Here is a 510-nt window from a genome sequence, read left to right as displayed (position 1 = left end):
CGATATTGGCTTTTCACTGGCGCGTCAACTGAAATGGTCGAAACATACAACGGTTGTTCGGCTACGTTTTGGCTATCACTTTGACAACCAGTAAGAACGGCCAAGGCGATGGCCGATACTGCGAATAGAGAATGCTTCATTAAATGCCTTCCTCACGAATCCAAGCTTTCACCACTTGCCCTTCGACTAATCGTTCTACGCCAGCAATAACCACGTAGTCGTTGTTATCCAAACCTGACTCAATCGCGCCACTTTCATTTAGTGACAATGTCACTTTATTCACTTGTTGCGTTGAGCTATCCATCACCCAAACTTCACCTTGGCTCTCTTGCTTGTTTACCCAAGCCGATGTCGGCAACGTCATGGCGTTAGACTTGTTTTGCTTAGCAATGTGTACTTGTCCTGTCATCCCAGTGAGCAAGTTGCGATCGGTTGGCCGAGTGATCGTCACAATCGCTTCATAGCTGTTGGTATCGATGTTTGGCTGCGTTGAGATTTCTTTGAACTTAC

The 510-nt window shown here is 46.5% G+C and carries 2 pseudogenes; both read right to left on the bottom strand.

Annotated elements, in window-relative coordinates:
- Window positions 1-140 (bottom strand): annotated as a pseudogene (locus R8O11_RS31475) (efflux RND transporter periplasmic adaptor subunit); the annotation flags it as partial.
- A pseudogene (gene vmeT / locus R8O11_RS31470) lies at window positions 140-510 on the bottom strand (multidrug efflux RND transporter periplasmic adaptor subunit VmeT); the annotation flags it as partial. The pseudogenes R8O11_RS31475 and vmeT, both read right to left, overlap by 1 nt.

This window comes from Vibrio sp. 1288, from assembly GCF_033344475.1.
This window is presented reverse-complemented; position numbering and strand designations above follow the sequence as displayed.